The sequence below is a fragment of the Bacteroidota bacterium genome, from assembly GCA_035506275.1.
Lineage (GTDB): Bacteria > Bacteroidota > Ignavibacteria > UBA10030 > UBA8401 > JAGVPT01.
Genome location: DATJPT010000002.1, coordinates 137836 through 153235, shown reverse-complemented (window position 1 = coordinate 153235; position 15400 = coordinate 137836). Strand labels below are relative to the sequence as shown.

Here is a 15400-nt window from a genome sequence, read left to right as displayed (position 1 = left end):
CGCGGGAAGGCAGGGAGGTTGAATATGGAAAAGAGGAGATCATCGTCGCGGCGAAGGAGAATGATGTTGTACCCGGCGGTATTATTTCTTTTGTTTGCCGCGGCATTCGCGTGGCTCTTTTACCTTCTGGAAGGTGAGGAAGCCGGCTTCGAACATGAAAAAGTACAGCACCGTTTGGATATTCTCTGCGCGGCGTTTCAGACCGCGCTTCAGGAGAACGAGAAGTTCTTCGTTTCTGCGACGCAGAGGAGTTCTGGATCGGCAGGCCTTCGCCGGCAATGCGAGATCTATTCTTCCGCCCACCCCGAGATCGTTTCCATCCAAAGCGGCAACAATGAAACCGGTATTCGATGGAGCATCCCGCAGGATTCGTCGGCGGAATTGCTCGCGCAGGCGGTTCGCGGAACGCCGCTCTTTTCGTTTGCCGATTCTTCGACGCCTATTCTTTACACAAAGCCGTTTCGATGCAACACTCATTATTTCATCGAAGCCCGGTACCCCGTGCCGCAGCGAGACGCCGCAGCCGAAACGTGCTATGTCTTTTATTCGGCGGAGAAACTTCTCGGCGACGTGCTTCGGCGTCATCCGATGGAGAATGCTGAGATCGCGGTTTTTTCGGGATGGGGAGAACAGATCGCTTCGACCGGCTATTCGAACGCGGAATCGCAGATCCGTCTGCAGCAGGGGGTCGCAGGGTACGGCAGGCTGTTGACCGTCGATATTGCTGAGCCGGCATACACCTTCTGGACCGCCGGTACCCTTGCCGCCGCTGGAGGGTGCGCCGTGCTGACCGTCGCTGTTTTTGTGATAACGTACTTCCTTCTCCGCGACCTTGATTCGCTGCACAGAGTTCAGCACTCCCTTCGCAGCAGCGAGGAGCGGTTCCGCGCGATCTTCGAGAACTCCGTTGACGCCATGCGCCTGGTCGACCGGTACGGCAGGACCGTGATGGTGAATACCGCGTACAGCGACCTGGTGAGGACTTCGAAGGACGATCTTCTTCGTGAATATGCCGCCGGCGACGATAACCTCGAGGAACGCTATGCCGCTAATTCTGCCTATCGCGATCAATTCGACGCGGGCACGCTCAAACTGCCGGCCTTCCAGACGGTGAAGCGGAAAGGAGGAGAAGAAATCCCTGCCGAGGTCAGGCATTCGTTCATCAACATCGGACGGGGGAAAAAATTGCTGTTGAGTATTTTCCGGGATGTCAGCGAGAAAAAGAGATACGAACTGGAAGCGCAGCAGGTGCAAAAAATGGACGCACTCGGCGAATTCGCCGTCGGCATCGGGAACAATTTGAAGAATATTTTCGGCATCGTGATGAACTCGGCCGAGATGATGTACAAGGAGACGTTCGGCAACGCTCAGATGGAACAGTACATCGGGATGATCCTCCGGGAGTCGCGGCGGGCGTCGGAACTTGCCGACGACCTTCTCGTCTTTGCCCGCTCGAAAAGCGCCGAGCAGAGGCCGGTTCCGGTTGAAAGACTCATACACCAGGCGGAAAAAATTCTTCAACATTCGCTCGCCCCCGCTGTGACAGTCGGAGTTTCAACGGACGACAGCGGCGCGGTCGTCAGCGGCGACATTCATCAGCTGCATCAGGCTATCGTCAACCTCGCGATGACCGCCGAACGACGGATGACGGGGGGCGGCGCCATTCTCCTCCGGACCTCCATCGCCGACCCGGCTGACGTGAAAAAGCGCATCCATTTTTCGGAAGGAAAAGAATACGTTATCATCGCCGTCGCCGACAACGGAAAAGAGCTAGACGAGTACAGCCAGCGGAGAATTTTCGAGCCGTATTTCAACGCGCGCGCGACGGACCAGGCGGCAGGGCTCAGGCTCTCGGTGGCGTACGGCATTGTTCAGCAGCATGGGGGGTTTATCGACGTCCGGAGCGAAGCGGGGAAGGGGACGACGATTTCGATGTACCTCCCTGTCGCAGAGCATCGCCAGGCCGGCGGCGGACACGAAGTGCCCGGAGTCATCCAGGGGGGAAGCGAATGCCTCCTTATTGTCGACGACGAGGAATCGTTCCGCCAGCTGTATGAACACGGGCTCGTCTCATTCGGGTACAGGGTGCTGACGGCGCAGGATGGGGAAGAGGCGCTCTCGGTCTACGACAAACATCGGGCTGAAATCGACCTGGTCATCAGCGACCTTTCGATGCCGAGAATGAACGGCGAGGATCTGTTCAGAAAGCTGTTTGCGCAGAACCCGTCCATCAAAGGAATTCTGGCAACCGGCGCAATTGACCTTAAAGCAAAAAAAGAGTTTCTTGCATTGGGGGTTCGCGATATCATCATGAAGCCGTTTCTGCTCGACGAGCTGATGGCTTCAGTCAGAAAGGTGCTGGACAATCGGTAAATGAATATTCTTTTCGTTTGTACTGCCAATATCTGCCGCAGCGCAATGAGCGCGGCCATCCTGAAAAAAATGGTCGCGGAGAAGGGCCTTCAGCATTCCATCCTTGTCGATTCCGCCGGAACCGAGGCGCTCATCGAATCCCCTTCAGAGGAGACGACCATCGATGTCTGCCGGCGTCATGGCATCGATATTGCGATGCACAGGGCGCAGCAGATCACCCACGTCATGGTCCGCGACGCGTCGGTCATCCTGTGCATGGCGGAGCCGCACAGAAGAATCATCAGAGGAATTTTCCCGCAGTGGGAGAGAAAAATACTCCTCCTGAAGGAATTCGGTCTTGAGGAGGCTCCCGGACAGCCATCTGTCGAGGATCCGACCGGAAAGGCGAAGAAAAAGTACGAAAAGTGCTTTCTCGAGCTTGAAGCCGAAATCACGAGGATTTTTCCCCTTCTGCAGGAGCTCTCGGAGAGCGAGAAACTCCATCGGCAGCCGAAGCAGAGCCCCTAAGTACCCGGAATTTTTTTGCGGCAGAACGCCCCCCCCGCTTGCACAATGTGAAAACGATTTTGTATATTTGCGGTACATCAGCGAGGGCAGTATGCCGCGTCGCAACGATCATGTTTGGGGAATTATCCTCGCCGCCGGCGATGGAAGAAGACTGAAACAATACATCCGCTCGCGTTTTAATTCCGACTGTCCGAAACAATTTTGCGCATTCACCGGCACGCGCTCGATGCTCGCGCATACGATCGCCAGAGCGCAGCTCTGGATCCCCCCCGAGCGGATCATGGTGACGCTCAACAGTAAGCAGACCCCGTTCGCGGGGAATGATGTGGCCGGACTTGAAGAGCAGAACATCATCCTCCAGCCGTCGAATAAAGAGACGACAGCCAGCATTCTTCTTCCGCTGCTCCACGTTCTCCGCCGGGACCCCGACGCGCGTGTTGTCATCTTTCCGTCCGACCATTTTATCATCGAAGAAGAAAGATTCATGGACAATGTTGCTGCGGCCGCGGAGTTTGTGGAAAACCATTCGAAGTATCTCCTCCTCCTCGGGGTCGAGCTGCGGGAACACCTGACCGACTACGGATGGATTGAATCAAGCATGAAGATTTCGGATATTGACGGGTACGAGGTCTTCCGCGTGAAGCGTTTTTTGGAAAAGCCGAACAGCGAAAAGCTGAGCTCGGTGCAGCTCGAGCATTGCTTGCTCAACACGATGGTGTTCGTTGGAGCGGGGGCGACGATGATGAGGAAGTTCCGGCTGCTGACGCCTGCCGTCTTCCAGGCGTTCAAGAAGATCGATGCAGATCTGCTCTCTCCGCACGAAGCGGCAACGGTGTCGAAGGTGTATGCGGACCTTCCGTCCGTCGATTTCTCCGGGACGATCCTCGAGCACGACGCGCACGGCCTCGCCGTTCTCCGCGTCAACAACGTCTATTGGAGCGACTGGGGGAATGCCGAAAGGATCCGTGCGGACCTCGCCCATTTAAGCGACGGCAGCGAGCTGTAGGTTCAGATGTTTGATCGTTAACAAATCAATCAAGGCAACGGATATTATAGAAAGGTATGTCCATGGCAATCAACGCAGGCTATCTTCTTCTCGGTCTTCTGGCGGGTGTGCTCAGCGGGTTTATCGGCATTGGAGGAGGAGTGTTGATCGTCCCGGCTCTCGTCTTCATTTTCGGATTCTCGCAGCATCAGGCGCAGGGGACGACGCTGGCGCTGCTCGTTCCGCCGGTCGGCATCCTTGCGGCGTGGACGTACTACAAACAGGGGTTTGTTGACCTCCGCGTTGCGGCGATCATTGTTGCGGGCTTCATCGTCGGTAGCTGGGTGGGCGCCCGGTATGCGACCCAAATCTCCAACGAAGCCCTCGGCAAGGGATTCGGCGTCGTGCTGATCGTGATCGGCGTGAAGATGGTCATGGGAAAATAATCTCACCGCGATAATCTTTTGATCACATCATGACGTGGGGGTTCTCCTTGAATCAAGGTCTCAACATCGCTTTGATTGCGCGCCGTTCGTCCATGGCGCGGTAGCCTTCTGCCACCCGTTCGAGTGGAAGGGTCAGATCGAACACCTTGCCCGGATTGATTTTCCTATTCCACACCAACTCTATCAACTCGGGAAGGTAATGGCGCACGGGCGCGGGACCGCCGAAAAGGCGGACGTGCTTAAAAAACAATTCTTCCCCCTTTAGTTCGACTCCATGCGGCACGCCGACATAGCCGACAGTTCCGCCCGGGCGGGTAGAATGGATGGCCTGCGTCATGGACTCCGCGGTGCCCACGCACTCCAGCACTGCGTCAGCGCCGACCCCGTTCGTCAGCTGCTTGATTCTTGCAACGCCCTCGTCGCCGCGTTCGGTCACGATGTCGGTTGCTCCGAACTCACTGGCCAGCTTCTGGCGGGACTGGTGGCGGCTCATCGCGATGATCCGCCCGGCCCCCATTTGCTTTGCTGCGAGAACGCCGAGCAATCCGACGGCTCCGTCGCCTACGACAGCGACTGTAGTTCCCGGCTTCACGTTTGCTGCCTTGGCCGCGAACCAACCGGTGCCCATCACATCGGAGAGAGCCAGCAAGCTCGGGATCAGTTCGGGCGAAGGAATTTCCGGCGTTGCCACGAGTGTCCCGTCTGCAAGCGGCACGCGCAACAATGGCGCCTGCGCTCCGCCGACGAGTTCTTTGTGCTGGCAGGAGGAGTGATAGCCTGCCTTGCAATGGGGACAGGTGTTGTCTGAAGCAAAAAACGAACCGATGACGAACTGGCCGGGTTTGACCGAGTTGACTGATTTGCCGACCTCCTCGACGATGCCGCAGTACTCGTGCCCCATCGGCGTCGGCTGAGTGACTGGATTGATGCCGCGGTAGGGCCAGAGGTCTGACCCGCACACGCAGGCGGCGGATATTCTGATGATGGCATCGGTCGGATGCGTTATCCTCGGCGTGTCACGTTCTTCGAAACGCACGTCGCGTGGACCGTATAAGACTGCAGCTTTCATGATTCTTTCTCTTTTCTTTTTTTTCGGTTGGATGATGAAGCTTACGAATTCGGTTTGTTCACACCGAGACTTTCGCGGCGATATTTTTCCGGCGACTGGATGATTGATGCGATGAAGGCGGCCAGGCTTTTTTGCGAAATCACCGATCCCTTTTCCGGCTCGCCTTTTCTCGTCGTTTCATAATCGACTTCATCTGCATCGGTAAACCAGGTCGGTCTCAGAATAGTATATTCATGGCCGGACGCTTCTATGACATCGGCAGCTTTTCGGTAAGGCTTCAATACGGGCCTCAAAGGAACATCATAGATCCCTATTGAGCTGATAAAGATGAGTCTCTTGACCCCTTTTTCGCCCATTGCCTTCACGATATTTTTCGCCATAGCTTCCAGGTCGCCCGAAAGATTTGCATAGACGATATCTTGTCCTGTGAGAGCCTCTTGCAATTGATCGTAGTCCAGAACATTGCCTTCAACAATGCGGCATTTAGAAATGTTTTGGTTTCCTAATCTGCTCTTGTTACGCAGAAACAGTGTCAGTTTGATGTCATCCTCTTTTACCAGGATATCAATGACACGCCTGGCGATGTTTCCACTGGCGCCTAGAATGATCACATTTCTTATTCTCAATGATTTGTCCTCTTGGATCATCAACGAATTTAGATATCGAGCTTTCTGCTCGCGAACCATTTTATGATCTCCGGGTCACGATGATCGAAGAAGAGGCTTTTCTTCGTGTCGAGGGATACGATCAGATCCATATCTTCAGAGCTCAGCTCAAAATCGAATACGTTGAAATTCTCTATCATTCTTTCCTTGCGAACCGATTTAGGGATAACGACGACGCTTCTTTGTATCAACCACCGCAGCACGATCTGAGCGACTGATCTCTTATACTTCCCGGCCAAAGAAACCAATAATTCATTCTGAAAAAGATTGTTTCTCCCTTCAGCAAACGGTCCCCAGGATTCGATCTGGACCCCGTTCGCCTTCAAAAATCCGGCAGTTTCCGTTTGTTGATTGAACGGATGCGTTTCAATCTGATTTACAGCCGGGACAACTTTGTTGAAGACTATCAGATCCATGACCCGGTCCGGCTGGAAGTTGCTGACACCGATGGCCCGGACCCTCCCCTCCCGATACAATTCTTCCATTGCCCGCCACGAGCCGTGAACGTCTCCGTAGGGCTGATGAATCAGGTACAGATCCAAATACTCTGACTGCAGGTTCTTCAACGACTTCTCAAAAGCCTTCTTTGTGTTTTCGTACCCGGTCTGCTCGATCCAGAGTTTGGTGGTAATGAAGAGTTCGTCCCTTGCTACGCCGCTTCTTTTGATCCCCTTGCCGACCTCCGTTTCGTTTCCGTACGAAGCGGCGGTGTCGATCAAACGGTAGCCGGTGCGTATCGCTTCATAGACAGCTTCTTCGCATTCACCGGCCTTCGTCACCTGAAATACGCCAAACCCTAAGATGGGCATTTCCAGACCGTTGTTTAGCTGAACTTTTTGCATACTGTTCCTCGTGATTCATTTACTCCGGCTCGACCTCATTCAAACATCGTATCGCATTCAATGCCCTCGGGTATCCTATGTAAGGTAATAATTGTGTAACAACACTCAGCAGGATCTCTTTTCCGTTGCCAATATTCATGTTCCCCTGGATGTGTCCTTTCACCTGAGGCTCGGCTCCCCCCAATGAAACGAGCATGGCAAACGTGAGCAGTTCGCGTGTTTTGAGGTCCAGACCTCTTCTCGTGTAGTAATCGCCAAAACAATTTGCCGATAAGAATTTTTGAATATGGAGCTGATTCTTGGGCGAATCGCGGTACATTTTTTCTGTCGTATCGCCGAAGATCCGGTTCCGTAGTGCTAATCCCTTCTCGTGTCGTGTTTCTGGTGAAGTGGTCGATTGCCCCTCCAACGGCAGTTGTATTCCCTTCCCCTTTATCAAGTCGTTTGTCGCATGAATGAAATCCAGAACCTTTGCAATGCCTACGTACGGCACCGACTGGTAGAGAATTTCCTTGATCTCGACGGGCATTACTCCAACATTCAGAGCGGCGCCGAGCATCACTTTGTACTCGCTTAAAGCCTGACTTGCGATAGTCGATGCCAGGATCATCATCACCCTTGTCCTTGTCTCCAATCCTCCGCAGCTAGTAACTTCGTCGAAAGCGAAGTTGTCAAAGATCTCGATCAGTTCCGGGTCGGTTTGTTGGAGCGTCGATCGATGGTTAGGGAACAGTTCTTCATGGTTTTTGATCGCAGTTTTTGTCAGATTCATTTTTTTGGCTTAGATCGTGAAGGTTGAACGCTGTAATATTCTTCATCGCTCACGGGTGACAACCATTCCACGGCGCCGTTCTTGGAGTTGTTGGTGACGACCAGGTGTGTGAAATTGCTGTCGTGCGCAGCGCCGTGCCAGTGTTCGACGTGAGATGGGATGACGACGATATCGCCTCTCTTCAGCAAACGTGCCGGTTTCCCCTTTTCCTGATAGTAGCCTTTGCCGTCGGTCACGAGCAGGATTTGTCCTGCGGGGTGTTTGTGCCAGTTGTTTCGGCAGCCCGGCTCAAAGACGACGTTGCCTATCGCATAGCTTCCCGTCTCATCCCGCGGAACCAGGATATTCACCCATGCGGTTCCGGTGAAATAGTCAGCCGATGCTTTTTCACCTTTGGGAAAAATTGCGTTTTGATTTTCTAGAGTATTCATAACGACCCTTTGATGGTTATAGTCCTGTTCTTTTTTCCAGTGCTTCCGGATAACGCTCACCGACTATTTTGATTTGTTCAAGCGTCGCCGTAATGTCGCTCAAGTCTGCCGAAGTCAACATGATACTTGCTGCTCCGATATTTTCTTCCAAACGGGTCAGTTTCGTCGTTCCCGGGATCGGGACGATCCAGGGTTTCCGTGCAAGAAGCCATGCAAGTGCGATCTGCGCAGGTGTTGCTTTCTTCTGCTTGGCAATGTTTGCGAGCAGGTCGACCATTGCTTGATTCGCTTTTCGATTCTCGGGTGTAAAGCGGGGGACGATGTTGCGGAAGTCTGATTTGTCAAAGGTCGTTTTCTCGTCGATCTTCCCGGTCAGGAACCCTTTTCCAAGCGGGCTGAATGGAACGAACCCGATCCCAAGTTCCTCGAGCGTCGGCAGCAATTCCTCCTCAGGACGTCTCCACCAGAGCGAGTACTCGCTCTGAACCGCGGTCACGGGTTGTACTGCGTGCGCTTTCCGAATCGTCTTCACCCCGGCCTCCGACATTCCGAAGTGTTTCACTTTTCCTTCCCGAATGAGATCTTTCACCGTGCCGGCGACGTCTTCGATCGGCGTGTCCGTGTCGACGCGGTGTTGGTAGAAGAGATCGATCGCGTCGACCTTCAGCCGTTTGAGCGAAGCTTCGGCAACCTGTCTGATGTGAGCCGGCTGGCTATCCTGGCCCAGGTTCTCTCCCTTCGGTCCGTATTTGAAACCGAATTTGGTGGCGATCACCACATCTTTGCGAAACGGGGCGAGGGCCTCGCCGACAAGCTCTTCGTTTGTGAACGGGCCGTACGCTTCCGCAGTGTCGAAGAATGTGACGCCCTGTTCGACGGCAGCCCGTATCAGTGAGATCATCTCCTTTTTATCCGGTACCGGACCATAGGCAAAGCTCATTCCCATGCATCCGAGTCCGAGGGCCGAGACCTCCAGACCGCTTTTTCCCAATTTTCTTTTTTTCATGATTCTGCCTCTATAATAGAATAGTTGTTATGAGATCGTTTGATATCGCAGCCAAAGCGTGCCCCCTTTACGTTTGGCCGCTGAGAGTAATCGCAGCGCTGTACCGTGTCTGCGCTTTGGATTCATCCCGTCGAAGACGGTCGGGATCTCCCGGCGCCCGTCGATGCCCGGGACCAGGAGCAGGCTTAACTCATCGATCAAGCCCGCATCGAGGAATGCGCCGTTGATGTTCCCGCCTCCTTCAAGCAGAAGACGCTTGATGCCGAAATGTTCATGCAGAAGCTGAACAGCTTTGGCCAGATCGACGGAAGACCTGCCCGTCACGATGTACGAAATCTTCCGGCCGCGCAGCATGGTGAGATAATCCAGCGGCGCACGCTCGCTGACGATGCACACGAGATGATCGCCATCAATATCATTGGAGGACCAGCGAAGCTTGCCGGTTGTGTCCACGGCAACGGCGTAGCTCTTTGCACGTGTGGCAACGAACACAGGTTGAGGGCCCGATGGTTTTCGGGACCGGGAAACAAACGGCCTCTTGTCGGCAAAATGGAGCTGCATCGTGGTTCTGCCGCAGATCCAGGCATCGCCTTTGAGCTCAGCTCCCGTGGTTTCATATTCTCCTCTAGCGATGACACGGTCGAGAATTTTTCCGTCGATCCTGCCATCGATCGAGGAGAGCATGTGGCAGATGATTCTTGGTCTCATACCGAAACTCCTTCGTCTCTTGGTTTTCCTCTCAAATCCTTTGGCAATATAGAGGACCGTTGGGTGAACAACTATCCTATTACTGTTGAATGATTGCCTAATCCTCCAAACCTATAGAGAATTGTGCTAACTCTCATTATATTGGGATCAACGTATGGAGCGAAAAATGAAAAGTCAAAGTTCCAACACGGCAAAAACCCTGCTCGAGCTTGCGATGAAATACTGCAGCCGTGAAGGGAGTCACCCCACCATTCTTCCGGGGTTTAAGGTTGTCAGAAGAGACAGAACATCGGAGGCTGTTCCCGGCAGATATGAGACACTCGTGTGTCTGGTTCTTCAGGGGGAAAAAAAGGTGTGGAGCGGGAGGAGGGTATTCCGGTATGATCCCGAAAATTACCTGGTCAGTTGTGTCGATGTGCCGGCTACTTTTCAAGTGACCAAAGCATCGCCCGAGCAGCCCTACATCGGCCTCACGCTTGAGTTACAGCCTTCCATCGTCTATGAAATACTCCACGACTCAACGCTTCTCGATGTCAAAGAGGAAGGTTCTGAGGGGGGATTTTTTGTAGAACGGGTAACGCCGGAACTCGCAGATGCCTTCGCACGATTATTGAAAACGCTTTCGAATAAAAACGACGTCAATGTTCTTGCCCCGTCGATCGTTCGGGAAATCCATTACCGTTTGATGAATTCCCGGTATGGAACGAAGATCCGGCAACTAGGGGTCGTCGGGAGCAAGACGCAAAGGATCGGCAAGGTCGTCGAGCACCTGCAAAGAGATTATGCAGAGCCGTTGAGTGTGGCCAGTTTAGCACGCATGGCAAACATGAGCCCGTCGGCATTTCATCTGCATTTCCGTCAGGTGACCAATATGAGTCCGCTGCAGTATCAGAAACAGATCAGGCTGCAGGAAGCCCGCAGGATCCTGAGCCTTGAATCAACGGACGCGGCGAGTGTTGCGTTCAAGGTGGGATATGAAAGTCCGTCGCAGTTCAGCCGGGAATACCGCCGGCTCTTCGGACAGCCGCCGATGCGTGATTTGGATCGACTCCGGATGACGGTGCCATCTCAGGATTAAGATGCACAATGGAAGAAAATAAAAAACCGGATAGCGAACAAAATTTGCTCATCCGGTTTCATCGATTCAAGTATCGAAAAGATCAGCGCCGAGCTTGCGATGTTCCGTTCAACGGGCAAGAGGGGAGAATGAGCGGGCAGGATCGCGGACCGGAGACTAGACAAACAACCCCTCGCATGCCGTCCTAGAGATCGCTGGCACCAACGACGTCTGAATACGCGGTCTCTCCAGCTTCATTCACAGCTTTGATACGATAATAGTACGGCACACCTTTATTCCTGGTTACATCGCGATAGAGCACCAACGGTTCCGATGCTTCGACACTCGGTTCAAACGCCGCGACATCTTCCACCACGGAATCGTACAATCCCGTAACGAGAATTTTCCAAGGTCCTGAAGGGCTCTCGGACCGTTCGATCGTATAGTACCGCGCTCCTGCCGAACCTCTCCATGTGAAACCATGATTCTTCACGATCAACACCGGAGCCGGATACGGCGGTTCAATGTCGGCCGGTGGGATGCCGCGAATTTTGTATGCTCTGAGTCTGAGGAGGTCGAGCATCCCGGTTTCGTCGTAGTGAAATCCGTCAGCGAATCCGGGGACGTGAAATGAGTTTACCTTCGTTCCCCCTTCATTGTGGTAGTACCAGCCCCCGTCGCGCCGGTGGCTTCTGATGCTCCACAAAAGCCCCCCTGAAATCCCCGAATTGCAGATCGTATCCATAAGGCTCGTCAGGTTTTCAGTGCTTCCGAGTCCGAATTCGTCGACAACGAGCGGCTTTTTTCCCCTGCATTCTTCCCTGGAATTATGCGCGATCGGCCCCAATACCCATGGCTGATTTCCCATTCTGTTCCAGTATTCGTACAGGTGGTCGCTGATGATATCGATATTTGAGTCGGCAATGAGCGCTTTCCGGTCGCAGCCGCCGGCTTCGATGATCAGATGGTTGGAGTCGATCCCTTTTATATATGCGGCCATCTCGAGACTCCAATGCAGAATTACCGGGCTCCAATCGTCGTAATTCAGTTTGCGATCCCCCGCGTAACTTCCGAATTCATTCCCCAATTGCCAGGCAAGAACTGCGGGGTCGTTCTTATAGAGTTTTCCGTTGACCGTATTCCTCCTATTGAGGACAAAACTGAGAAGGTGTTTGAAGTCGGCTTTCACATTGTCATCCGTCCAGAAAGATCCTTGCGGCTTGCCGGACAATGCAGAGAACTCGTCGACGCCGCGGATTCCGTGGAACGATTGCGACGCGATGAACGGGATGATCAGCCGGATATTGTATTCAGACGCCAGCGCGATAACCTTGTCCAGGCACCGGAATGCTTCTTCGTTATACGTCCGTCGTGCCGGAACATAGACCGGCAGACCGCTGTCGGCGGGCGAAGCGATCGAAAGCGTAAACGTCCGGGTCACGAGTCCGCCGACGCGCTCTATGCCGCTGAAGAGATCGCGGATCTCAAACTCATCGGGGAAACGATTGGTCATGTCCGATCTCAGCTGGGATTCATTCTGCTGCATATTTGGTGCAGCCAGGCCGAAAAACCGGGACTCGTGATCTCCGTCCATAAGCTTATCTCCGCTCCGAACGATGAAGTATCTGAACTCTTTGACCGGAGGGGATTCTTTTTCTATCCGCTCTGCGCAACCGCTCAGTACGATGCAAACAATGAACGCCGAGTAAACGCTGTGTGATAGATTCATACGAGTATCTCAGTCCTGATAATTCCGGCGGCGGCCGATATGCCGCCCCTGGAAAAGAAATTGAGCGATGCAAACCATGCAAAGGTAATCCACCGCGCACGACAGGCGGCTTTTCCCCGACGATGAGCGTCAGGTCAAAAACTCCGGTTGCGTGACGGGCTTCCTTGCGAAGAAATTCTTCTATTCAATCTTCTTCCAAACCTCTTCTATCAGAAGGTCCTCGTTCTTTTTGCCGTCTTTATAGTGGATGTAGTGTCCCGAAGTATACCAGAGATTCCCTTCGAGCTTGTACTTCCAATCGATGGAAGAACCCAGGTTCTGCGGGTCATAGAAAAATTCGGTCGTCTCCGTGTACGTGTCTCCGTTGACTTTGTACGTTCCGGCCCCGGCGACATCGTGAAATGCGACGGCAGAGTCGTGAGCCGTTCCCTTCGCCAGGAGTTCTTTGACCATTTTAGTATCTTGCTTGACCCAGGCGAAATGGCTTGCCGTGATAAGTCGTATCCTTCTTCCCGACAAGACTTTTTCCTGGCCGTCAATTTTTTGGGAAGTCAGCTCCCATGCCCCTTGCAGTTTGGTGTTTTCCTGTGCATATGCTGCAAGAAACGGAACGGAAAATAATATCACGAAGATGATTCGATGTAGAGATTTCATTTGATATTCCTCTGAGTATGAGACGTTTGAATTATGGTGAGTTGGAAGTCGGCGGTGTTCCTGTCGGGTTTTGGTCGAAAAAAACTCATTTAGCGTTCAAAAGCATTTCCGCCATCAAAGCGAGATCTTTGTTGATGGTCCACCGAAGCAGCCTGTCGGGGAACCAATTCAAATCGCCGACAGGATAGCCGTCAAGGCCCGCTCCCAGCAACGTTCGATCGCTGAACGCGAAATCCTCCCTCGTCGGATAATTACCGTGGGATGAATTGTTATAGACGACGGTCATGTTTCTTGCCGCCGCCGGATCTTTCAGATCGTCGGGATCATATCCCCAGAAGACGTCATTCTTTGGCGAAGGCGAGTACATGTCGTTAAGGAACGCGAGGATCAGTGGCAGATTGTCGGGCATTTGTTTGAAGCCGGGATCGATCCCATCGACAGACCCATGATTGATCATATGGGGATGCCATGACCACATCAATTGTGTGCGTGCGTTTGCTACAGGTTCAGGAAGGATCTTCCCGGCTTCAGTCGGGATCATTGCATTGTATCTCCGGTAGAACGGGTAGAAGCCGGTTGTGTCAAAGTAACTTGCATTATTGCAATAAACGACGACCCTGCTGAGTTCCCGCGGATCTGTAGGCTCGAGTGTGTGGTCGTCTGCGATTTGGACGGCGTCGCTCCCGTAGCGCTTTATCGCCTCGGCTTGGGTTATCCTCCGGCCCCCCGCTTTAAGAGTATCTATGTTAATCGTTTGGCCGTACAGCAGCGTGTCGGGATCCTGGAATCGGCGGTCTATCATCCTCTCGCCCGTGAAATGGCAATTGACCAGAAGATTGTTTGCGATATACGCCCTGCTGTAATAACTTTCCAGCCAGCAAAACTTCGCGCAATTTACGACGGTGTTATGATCGCACAGATAATAATTAAGCCCGATTCCCTGCGACTGAATCAGTCCGAAGCCGACGTTTTCGAGCGTGTTGTTGATCTCCACGAGGGTATCTGCCGGCGAAGTATAATAGATAACCCGCCCCGCCCACCACTCGTCCTTGTAAATTGCGTTGTGGAACAGTGTGTTGGTAAGATAAACGTTTGTCCATCTTCCGCTCACGTGAATTGCCGGACCTTCCTGCCACTCGAAGATGCAGCGGTCGATCCGGACATGAGAGCTGTCTTTCTCTTCGTTAATCGGTTCCCAAAGCTGGGCTCCGGAGGCGATCCACGAGAGAAACCATACGTTGGATATCGTCAGATCTCCGCGGCCGTCTATGATCAAATCTGTGACCCGGTCGTTGTAAAGATACCGTAATGAATCGGGGGCGAGCTGGATCACCGCCGGACCAGGGTCATTTCCGGAAAGGGGAGAAGGCTGGCCGGCGATCCGCAAATGGTAGCCTTTGTTGGCGATCGTTGTTCTGTTCACGTATCGTTCCCCTCTCATCAGGAGATACACCCGATTCACATCGGCTCGTCCTCCGTCCGAGAGCGTATCCCCAAGAATCGTTTTTGCGAGAACGTCGATGCCGGTATTCCGGATCAGGAGTGTATCGGAATGCTGGGCCGACACCAGAGAAGGAAGTGCTCCGATGACAAAGAGAAGGAGAGTGAGGTTCTTGCTCATAAGATTGCTTTCCATGGATATTCGATTAGTGCCTGCGTTTGGCGGTGAGCGCGACTGTTTTTGACGGCACAATTTACCACCGGGTGATCACTGATGCAACGAATATTTTTACGGTACACGGCCAATTTTGTCTCGAAGAGACACCGTGTCGGATTGTGGGATAAAGGCCGACCCAATTTCGACGGCGAAAGAAATAGCAAATACCAACCTGAACTGCGGCAGCAGGGCGAGGCCGGCAGATTGAGGAAATTTTGGTTATCCGGACAAGTCGCGGTCGTAATTAACAACAGTGTTGCAAACGAATTTATGTTATTGGCATTGCCGAGATCGAATCGTTCTTATAGAAGACGGAATCAAAAGGCCTGCTGCGATTTGATCCTCGAGAAGACGGGAGGCTTACATGGACTGGGAAAAAGAGAAGGCACCCGAAAATCAAGTTTCGGGTGCCTTCATCGGGTGGCTCCGCGCGAGACACGAGGACTCTATGTCCTATATGATGGGTTCAGATTGATTTTGTAAATGTTCATTGAAGATT

At 53.1% G+C, this 15400-nt stretch carries 15 protein-coding genes; 5 read left to right on the top strand and 10 right to left on the bottom strand.

The genetic code is table 11. The features are described from left to right. The first annotated feature begins 60 nt into the window (after window positions 1-60). The 4 genes from VMF88_01065 (at window position 61) to VMF88_01050 (ending at window position 4311) form a co-directional block, all read left to right on the top strand. Window positions 61-2373 carry a response regulator gene (locus tag VMF88_01065; protein ID HTY09634.1) on the top strand — a complete coding sequence of 771 codons (2313 nt, stop codon included), beginning with the start codon at window positions 61-63 and terminating at the stop codon, window positions 2371-2373. Further along, window positions 2374-2880: a hypothetical protein gene (locus VMF88_01060; GenBank protein HTY09633.1), complete on the top strand. Its 507-nt coding sequence runs from the start codon at window positions 2374-2376 to the stop codon at window positions 2878-2880. 91 nt (window positions 2881-2971) lie between these two features. Continuing rightward, a complete protein-coding gene (locus VMF88_01055; protein ID HTY09632.1) occupies window positions 2972-3886 on the top strand; it encodes a sugar phosphate nucleotidyltransferase in 915 nt (304 codons plus the stop codon). 62 nt (window positions 3887-3948) lie between these two features. Continuing rightward, the gene (locus tag VMF88_01050; protein HTY09631.1) at window positions 3949-4311 is read left to right on the top strand and encodes a sulfite exporter TauE/SafE family protein; all 363 of its coding nucleotides are present in this window, start codon (window positions 3949-3951) and stop codon (window positions 4309-4311) included. Window positions 4312-4363: 52 nt separating this feature from the next. Here the strand turns inward: VMF88_01050 and VMF88_01045 are convergent, their stop codons facing one another. The 7 genes from VMF88_01045 to VMF88_01015 are packed head-to-tail and all read right to left on the bottom strand — an operon-like array spanning window position 4364 to window position 9804. Beyond that, window positions 4364-5380, bottom strand: coding sequence for a zinc-dependent alcohol dehydrogenase family protein (locus tag VMF88_01045; protein ID HTY09630.1), 1017 nt, complete (start codon window positions 5378-5380; stop codon window positions 4364-4366). Window positions 5381-5421: 41 nt separating this feature from the next. After that, window positions 5422-6000, bottom strand: a complete 579-nt coding sequence (locus VMF88_01040; GenBank protein HTY09629.1) for an NAD(P)H-binding protein — start codon at window positions 5998-6000, stop codon at window positions 5422-5424. A 35-nt stretch (window positions 6001-6035) separates the two neighbouring features. After that, complete coding sequence (locus tag VMF88_01035) at window positions 6036-6887, bottom strand: aldo/keto reductase (protein HTY09628.1); 852 nt, start codon at window positions 6885-6887, stop codon at window positions 6036-6038. 19 nt (window positions 6888-6906) lie between these two features. Beyond that, entirely contained in the window at window positions 6907-7659 is a 753-nt protein-coding gene (locus VMF88_01030; protein ID HTY09627.1) for a carboxymuconolactone decarboxylase family protein, read from the bottom strand. Beyond that, window positions 7656-8090: a cupin domain-containing protein gene (locus VMF88_01025; protein HTY09626.1), complete on the bottom strand. Its 435-nt coding sequence runs from the start codon at window positions 8088-8090 to the stop codon at window positions 7656-7658. The genes VMF88_01030 and VMF88_01025 overlap by 4 nt, the downstream gene beginning before the upstream one ends. A 16-nt stretch (window positions 8091-8106) precedes the next feature. Then, the gene (locus tag VMF88_01020) at window positions 8107-9096 is read right to left on the bottom strand and encodes an aldo/keto reductase (protein ID HTY09625.1); all 990 of its coding nucleotides are present in this window, start codon (window positions 9094-9096) and stop codon (window positions 8107-8109) included. Between the two features lie 27 nt (window positions 9097-9123). Then, entirely contained in the window at window positions 9124-9804 is a 681-nt protein-coding gene (locus VMF88_01015) for a dihydrofolate reductase family protein (protein HTY09624.1), read from the bottom strand. A 166-nt stretch (window positions 9805-9970) separates the two neighbouring features. Here VMF88_01015 and VMF88_01010 point away from each other — a divergent pair, with 166 nt between their 5' ends. Continuing rightward, a complete protein-coding gene (locus VMF88_01010; GenBank protein ID HTY09623.1) occupies window positions 9971-10882 on the top strand; it encodes an AraC family transcriptional regulator in 912 nt (303 codons plus the stop codon). Window positions 10883-11066: 184 nt separating this feature from the next. Here VMF88_01010 and VMF88_01005 read toward each other — a convergent pair whose 3' ends face one another. The 3 genes from VMF88_01005 to VMF88_00995 form a co-directional block, all read right to left on the bottom strand. Then, window positions 11067-12590: a hypothetical protein gene (locus VMF88_01005; GenBank protein ID HTY09622.1), complete on the bottom strand. Its 1524-nt coding sequence runs from the start codon at window positions 12588-12590 to the stop codon at window positions 11067-11069. Window positions 12591-12770: 180 nt separating this feature from the next. Next, window positions 12771-13244 (bottom strand): hypothetical protein, encoded by a 474-nt coding sequence (locus VMF88_01000; GenBank protein ID HTY09621.1) that lies wholly within the window; start codon window positions 13242-13244, stop codon window positions 12771-12773. An 85-nt stretch (window positions 13245-13329) separates the two neighbouring features. Continuing rightward, window positions 13330-14880 carry a right-handed parallel beta-helix repeat-containing protein gene (locus tag VMF88_00995; protein ID HTY09620.1) on the bottom strand — a complete coding sequence of 517 codons (1551 nt, stop codon included), beginning with the start codon at window positions 14878-14880 and terminating at the stop codon, window positions 13330-13332. Window positions 14881-15400 lie beyond the last annotated feature (520 nt).

Excerpts from the sequence above, each read along its gene's own strand:
- VMF88_01065 (HTY09634.1), top strand. The coding sequence starts at position 61 with ATGATGTTGTACCCGGCGGTATTATTTCTTTTGTTTGCCGCGGCATTC.
- VMF88_01060 (HTY09633.1), top strand. The coding sequence starts at position 2,374 with ATGAATATTCTTTTCGTTTGTACTGCCAATATCTGCCGCAGCGCAATG.
- VMF88_01055 (HTY09632.1), top strand. The coding sequence starts at position 2,972 with ATGCCGCGTCGCAACGATCATGTTTGGGGAATTATCCTCGCCGCCGGC.
- VMF88_01050 (HTY09631.1), top strand. The coding sequence starts at position 3,949 with ATGGCAATCAACGCAGGCTATCTTCTTCTCGGTCTTCTGGCGGGTGTG.
- VMF88_01045 (HTY09630.1), bottom strand. The coding sequence starts at position 5,380 with ATGAAAGCTGCAGTCTTATACGGTCCACGCGACGTGCGTTTCGAAGAA.
- VMF88_01035 (HTY09628.1), bottom strand. The coding sequence starts at position 6,887 with ATGCAAAAAGTTCAGCTAAACAACGGTCTGGAAATGCCCATCTTAGGG.
- VMF88_01030 (HTY09627.1), bottom strand. The coding sequence starts at position 7,659 with ATGAATCTGACAAAAACTGCGATCAAAAACCATGAAGAACTGTTCCCT.
- VMF88_01025 (HTY09626.1), bottom strand. The coding sequence starts at position 8,090 with ATGAATACTCTAGAAAATCAAAACGCAATTTTTCCCAAAGGTGAAAAA.
- VMF88_01020 (HTY09625.1), bottom strand. The coding sequence starts at position 9,096 with ATGAAAAAAAGAAAATTGGGAAAAAGCGGTCTGGAGGTCTCGGCCCTC.
- VMF88_01015 (HTY09624.1), bottom strand. The coding sequence starts at position 9,804 with ATGAGACCAAGAATCATCTGCCACATGCTCTCCTCGATCGATGGCAGG.
- VMF88_01010 (HTY09623.1), top strand. The coding sequence starts at position 9,971 with ATGAAAAGTCAAAGTTCCAACACGGCAAAAACCCTGCTCGAGCTTGCG.
- VMF88_01005 (HTY09622.1), bottom strand. The coding sequence starts at position 12,590 with ATGAATCTATCACACAGCGTTTACTCGGCGTTCATTGTTTGCATCGTA.
- VMF88_01000 (HTY09621.1), bottom strand. The coding sequence starts at position 13,244 with ATGAAATCTCTACATCGAATCATCTTCGTGATATTATTTTCCGTTCCG.
- VMF88_00995 (HTY09620.1), bottom strand. The coding sequence starts at position 14,880 with ATGGAAAGCAATCTTATGAGCAAGAACCTCACTCTCCTTCTCTTTGTC.